This is a genomic window from Anaeromyxobacter sp. PSR-1 (assembly GCF_000964525.1).
In the GTDB taxonomy this organism is placed as follows: domain Bacteria; phylum Myxococcota; class Myxococcia; order Myxococcales; family Anaeromyxobacteraceae; genus Anaeromyxobacter.
This window is the reverse complement of sequence record NZ_BAZG01000234.1, coordinates 1-5,929: the sequence shown is the minus strand read 5'-3', so window position 1 is coordinate 5,929 and position 5,929 is coordinate 1. Positions and strand designations below refer to the sequence as shown.

Below are 5,929 nucleotides of genomic sequence, written 5' to 3'. Positions count from 1 at the left end.
CGACCCGGCTGCTCGAGTCCGCCCGCGAGAAGGTCCGCCGCAAGGAGCTGTCGGATCCCGAGCGCCTGAAGGCGGCGCTGCGCGAGGAGATCGCGCGCATCCTCGACCTGGCCGGCACCGGCGGCGCGGCCGCGCCGCTCGCGGTGGGCGAGGCGCGCCCGTGGGTGGTGATGGTGGTGGGCGTGAACGGGTCGGGCAAGACCACCACCGTCGGCAAGCTCGCGGCGAAGCTGCAGGGCGGCGGGCACAAGGTGCTCCTCGGGGCCGGCGACACGTTCCGCGCCGCCGCCGGCGAGCAGCTCGAGGTCTGGGCCGAGCGCGTCTCGGCGCCCATCGTCCGCGGCAAGGAGGGCGCCGACCCGGCCGCGGTCTGCTTCGAGGCGGTGCAGCGCGGCGCGCAGGAGGGCGTGGACGTGGTCCTCTGCGACACCGCCGGGCGGCTCCACACCAAGACGCCGCTCATGGAGGAGCTGAAGAAGGTGAAGCGGGTGATCGGCAAGGCCGCCGCCGGCGCGCCGCACGAGGTGCTGCTGGTGCTCGACGCCACCAACGGCCAGAACGCCATCGCGCAGGCGCGGCAGTTCCACGAGGCGCTGGGCGTCACCGGCATCGCGCTCACCAAGCTGGACGGCACCGCCAAGGGCGGCGTCGTGATCGGGATCTGCGACGAGCTGCGCATCCCGGTACGCTACGTGGGCGTGGGCGAGCGCGTGGCCGACCTGAAGCCGTTCGCGCCGCGCGAGTTCGTGGAGGCGCTGTTCGAGTGAGGCGCGCGGCGGTCATCCTCTGGGACGTGGACGGCACGCTGGTGTCCTGCGGCGGCGCCGGGCGGCGCGCCCTGGAGCGCGCGCTGGCCGAGCGCTGCGGCCCGCTCGACGGCGCGCTCGCCGGCCTGCGGCTCGACGGCATGACCGACCGGCTGATCGTGCGCGAGGCGCTCGCGCTGCTCGCGCACCCGTTCAGCGACGACGCCTGCGACGGCGTGCTGGCGCGGTACCTCGAGCACCTCGCGGTGGAGATCCGCAACCCGGGCTACCAGGTGCTCCCCGGCGTGGAGGCGGCGCTCCGCGCGCTGCGCGGGCGCGTGCCGCAGGGGCTGTGCACCGGCAACGTGGCGCAGGGGGCGCGGGTGAAGCTCGCCCAGGGCGGCCTCGACGCCTACTTCGACTGGGGCCCGGACGCGATCTGCGGGTTCGCGGCCGACGGCGAGGCGCGCGAGCACGTGGTCGCGGCCGCGGTGCGGCGGGCCTCGGCGCGGCTCGGGCGGACGCTCGACCCCGCCGAGGCGCTGGTGGTGGGCGACACGCCCCGCGACGTCGCCGCGGCCCACCTGGTGGGTTGCCCGGTGCTGGCCGTCGCGACGGGCCGCTACTCGGCCGACGAGCTCGCCGCGAGCGGCGCCGACCAGGTGATCGCGTCGCTCGAGGACGCCGCCGCGCTCGGCGCGCTCGCGGGCTGATCCCCGCCGCGACGGACCTCGACGCGCCTTGACCCGCCGCTCCGCGCCGGGCTATGCCAGTCCCCTCGACGCACCACGTCGACGGAGGTCCCCATGACACCGGTGCACGGAACCCAGGGTGCGGCCCCGGGCGATGACCTCGCTCCGCTCGACGGACCGCGGCTCCGCGCGGTCGCCGCGACGCGCGCGCACGCCGCGCAGATCCAGTCCTGCTTCCAGGGCGCGCCGGACTACTTCGTGCGCACCGAGGGCGGACCCGCCGGCGCGGACGCGGCGGAGCGGCTGCTCGCGGAGGCCGAGGCGGACCCGGAGCGCCGCGTCTACGCGCTCGTCCCGCACACGGGAGGGCCGGCGGTCGGGGTCCTCGACCTGTACCTGAACCACCCCGAGCCCGGCACCGCGCACGTGGGCCTGCTGCTGTTCCGCGAGGCGTGCCAGGGGCTCGGGTACGGCAAGGAGACCACGGCCGCGCTCGAGCACGTGCTGGCGCGCGCCGGCTTCCGCGCGCTGCGCCTGTCCGTCGGCGACGAGAACCCGGGCGCGCGCGCGTTCTGGGAGCGGCTCGGGTTCGCCGAGGTGGGCCGGCTCGACCGCGGGATCGCGGTGTTCGAGAAGCCGCTCGAGCCGGCCTAGCGGGCCGCTACTCCGGCGAGGGCTGCGGCGCGAGCACGCGCACCCAGCGCCCCACGCGGCCGCGCAGGCCCTCGTAGACGCTGGCCAGGCCCACGTAGCCGAAGCCGACCTGGAACAGCAGCAGGAACGGCAGCGAGTAGTAGACCTCGCGCTCGATCAGGTACATCACGCCGTAGGTCATGTAGGCCGCGAGCGCCAGCTCGACGATGGGCTGGAACGTGACCGCCGCCTTGTAGCGCTTGCGCGTCACCGACTCGCCCGCCGAGGCCACGCCGTGCTTGGGCGTGCGGGTGAAGGCGGTCTCGTACCCCATGAGCGCCTCGACCACCGCCCGCGCCTGGTTCACCGAGAGGCCGATGCCGATCGCCATCACCATGGGCAGGTACTTGAGCTGCTGCCAGGTGGTGCGGCCCTGCTCGCGCTGGCTGGCCGCGTAGAACGCGACCACGCTGAAGGTGGCGGCGGCGAAGAACGGGATGTCGAGGAACAGCACCTCGTACCAGCCGTGCGACACGCGCACCACCACGGTGATGGGCAGCAGGATCGCGAGCGGGATCATCAGCAGGTAGGCGAGGTTCGCGGTGAGGTGCATCACCGCCTCGCGCTTCACCTCGCGGGGCAGGTCCGCGTCCAGCAGCCGCGGCAGGACCTTGAGCGCGGTCTGGATCGAGCCCTTCGCCCAGCGGTGCTGCTGGCTCTTGAACGCGTTCATCTCCACCGGCAGCTCGGCCGGGGTGACGATCTGCGGCACGTAGACGAACTGCCAGCCCTTCAGCTGCGTGCGGTAGGAGAGGTCCAGGTCCTCGGTGAGCGTGTCGTGCTGCCAGCCGCCGCCCGAGGCGATGGCCTCGCGCCGCCAGATCCCGGCGGTGCCGTTGAAGTTGAAGAAGCGGCCGGAGCGGTTGCGCGCGGTGTGCTCGATGACGAAGTGGCCGTCGAGCAGGATGGCCTGCACCTGGGTGAGCAGCGAGTAGCCGCGGTTCAGGTGGCCCCAGCGCGCCTGGACCATACCGACCTTCGGGTCGGTGAAGAAGTCCACGGTGCGCCGCAGGAACTGGGGATCCGGGATGAAGTCCGCGTCGAACACCGCCACGAACTCACCCTTGGCGGTCTTCAGGCCGTGCTCCAGCGCGCCCGCCTTGAAGCCGCGGCGGTCGGTGCGGTGGATGTAGACGATGTCGAGCCCCTCGGCCCGGACGCGATCCACGCACGCGCGGGCGATGCCCTGCGTCTCGTCGGTCGAGTCGTCGAGGACCTGCACCTCGAGGAGCTCGCGCGGGTAATCGATCTTCGCGACGGCGCCGATGAGCCGCTCCGTCACGTACATCTCGTTGAAGATCGGGAGCTGGATGGTGACGCGCGGCAGCTGCTCGAACCGGCCCTTCGGCGTGGGGAGCCGGTACTTGTGCCGGTAGTACAGGTACGCCATCGCGTAGCGATGCGACCCGTAGACCGAGAGGATGCAGAGCAGCAGCGCGTACCCGACGACGACCGAGAGCTCGAGTGAAGTCATCTTGACGTGTGTGTGCGCCGGTGGGCGCCTCCGGAGAGGGCCGCGATTCGCAATCTGCGGGCCAGGGCGTCGCCCCTCCGTCTCCGGAAGGATTGGCGCGGACTATAGCCTTCCGAGCCGCGAAGTCAATTCATGAAAAGGTGCGCACCGACACGGGAAAACGACATCCGTCCGCCCCGCGCGGCGCGGCCCGCGAAAGCCGTGGATCCGCGCGCGGGTGCACGTCCTGCGTGCAGCGCCGACCCGGACCGCGACACCGCTGCCACCCTGGGCTCGGAGGACCGAGCGTACACGGTGCGTGGAGTCCCTACCCCTTGCTCACTGCCGCTTCGGGGCGGTCGCGGTGCCCCGCGCGCCCGGGCCGCCCCGGAGGACGTCGGTCGCGCGCAGGTAGTCGAGCGCGGTGCGGAGCTGGAAGTCCTCGGGCACGGCCGCGGCCGGGATCGAGGCCGGCACCGGCGCGGCCTCGTTGCGGAGGTGCCGCTTCAGGTCGCGCTCCGCCGGCGGCGGCTGCGCCGGGGCCGCGGGGGCGGTCTCCGCCACGACCACGTCCGGGGAGATGCCCAGCTCCTGGATGGAGCGGTGCCGGGGCGTGTAGTACCGCGCCACCGTCAGCTTCAGCCCCGAGCCGTCCTCCAGCTCGATGATGGTCTGCACGGAGCCCTTGCCGTAGGTCTGCGTGCCCATCACCACCGCGCGCCCGTTGTCCTGGAGCGCGCCCGCCACGATCTCGCTCGCGCTGGCGGTGCCGCGGTTCACGAGCACGATCATCGGGTACCCCGGCTCGGTCCCCTTGGGCCGGGCGCGCTGCACCTCCACCTCGCGCCGGTCGCGCCCCTCGGTGCTGACGATGATGCCCTCGGCGAGGAACGCGTCCGCCACCCGCACCGCCTGGTCGAGCAGGCCGCCCGGGTTGTTGCGCAGGTCGAGCACCAGCCCGCGGATCTCGCCGCCCAGCGCGGCGCGCCCGTCGGCGAGCGCCTTCGCGAGCGCGCGGTCGGTGCGCTCCTGGAACGCCTTCACCCGCAGGTACAGGTACCCGCGCCCGGCGTCGAGCACGCGCAGGTCCACGCTCCGGGTGCGGACGCGCTCGCGCACCAGCGTGAGCCGCTGCGGCGCCGTGAACCCGGCGCGGTCGACCTCCAGCACCACCTGGGACCCGGGCGCGCCCTTCATGCGCCGGATCGATCCGGAGAGGCCCAGGTCGCGGGTGGAGGCCCCGTCGATGGACAGGATCCGGTCGCCGGGGCGGAGGCCGGCGCGCTCGCCGGGGGACTCGGCCATGGGCGACACCACCGTGAGCACCCCGTCCTCGAGCGCGACCTCCAGGCCGAGCCCGTCGAACTCGCCGGTGGTCTCGTCGCGGAGCTGCTCGAACACCTCGGGCCGCATGAACGACGAGTGCGCGTCGAGCCTCGCCATCATGCCGTCGATGGCGCCGTAGACCAGCTCGCGCTCGTCCACCGGCTCGAGGTAGGAGCTCTCCACGTGGCCGAGCACGTCGGCGAACACGTCCAGGGCGCGGTAGGGCCGGGACGCGGCGCGGCGCGCCGCCGAGGCGGACCGGTCCGCGACCAGGCCCGCGAAGAACGCGATCGCCAGGGCGGCGACGAGGGCGAGGCGGCGCATCATCGGGGCGAGTCTACCAGGGGCGTCAGGGCGCGAGCCATGGTCGCGGGTCCACCGGGCGTCCCTTCTCGCGCAGCTCGAAGTACAGGTACGGCCCCTTCAGCGAGCCGGTGTCCCCGACCGTGCCCAGCACGGCGCCCGCGGCCACGTCCTCGCCCATGGCGGTGCGCATCGAGGCGAGGTGGGCCACCAGCGTGTGGAAGCCGTCCCCGTGGTCCACGATGACGATGTTGCCGTAGCCCTTGAACCAGCCGGCGTGGACCACCCGCCCCGCCGCGACCGCGCGGACCGGCGCGCCCGCCGGCGCGTCGATGTCGAGCCCGTTCTGCACGGTGACCGTGTTGAAGCGCGGGTTCACCACCTTGCCGAAGCCGACGGTCACGTGGCCCGCCACGGGCAGCGGCAGCCGGCCCCGGCGCGCGGCGAAGCCCTCGGGCAGCGCGCCGCCGCTGCGCGGCGGCGGGAGCGTCGCCACGAACTCGGCGAGCCTGCGCTGCTGCACGGCGGCCTCGGCCGCGGCGCGCTCGTGGAACCCGCGGGCGGTGCGCAGGGCCGCGAGCAGCGTCTCGCGCTCCTCGCGCAGCTCGGCGGCGTCCGCCCGCCGCTCCGCCGCCTCCTTCGCCAGGGCCGCGAGGCGCCCCGCCTCGAGCTGCCGCGCCGCGCGCGCACGCTCGCGCGCGTCGCGCGCCGCGTCG

Annotated in this window: 6 protein-coding genes; 3 read left to right on the top strand and 3 right to left on the bottom strand. The window is 74.2% G+C overall.

Translation table 11 applies throughout. The annotated features are described in order from the left end of the window. The 3 genes from ftsY to PSR1_RS21100 all read left to right on the top strand — a co-directional run. On the top strand, nt 1–767 hold a 767-nt coding region (gene ftsY, locus PSR1_RS21110; protein WP_082100339.1), incomplete at its 5' end, for a signal recognition particle-docking protein FtsY. Further along, a complete protein-coding gene (locus tag PSR1_RS21105; protein ID WP_059439343.1) occupies nt 764–1,459 on the top strand; it encodes an HAD family hydrolase in 696 nt (231 codons plus the stop codon). The genes ftsY and PSR1_RS21105, both read left to right, overlap by 4 nt. Nucleotides 1,460–1,552: 93 nt before the next feature. Further along, the gene (locus tag PSR1_RS21100; protein WP_059439342.1) at nt 1,553–2,092 is read left to right on the top strand and encodes a GNAT family N-acetyltransferase; all 540 of its coding nucleotides are present in this window, start codon (nt 1,553–1,555) and stop codon (nt 2,090–2,092) included. Between the two features lie 7 nt (nt 2,093–2,099). Here PSR1_RS21100 and PSR1_RS21095 read toward each other — a convergent pair whose 3' ends face one another. The 3 genes from PSR1_RS21095 to PSR1_RS21085 all read right to left on the bottom strand — a co-directional run. Next, a complete protein-coding gene (locus PSR1_RS21095; protein ID WP_059439341.1) occupies nt 2,100–3,605 on the bottom strand; it encodes a cellulose synthase family protein in 1,506 nt (501 codons plus the stop codon). A 318-nt stretch (nt 3,606–3,923) separates the two neighbouring features. Beyond that, entirely contained in the window at nt 3,924–5,237 is a 1,314-nt protein-coding gene (locus PSR1_RS21090) for a S41 family peptidase (RefSeq protein ID WP_059439340.1), read from the bottom strand. A gap of 22 nt (nt 5,238–5,259) precedes the next feature. Next, nucleotides 5,260–5,929: murein hydrolase activator EnvC (locus tag PSR1_RS21085; RefSeq protein ID WP_152643406.1), on the bottom strand; the 670-nt coding region annotated here is incomplete at its 5' end.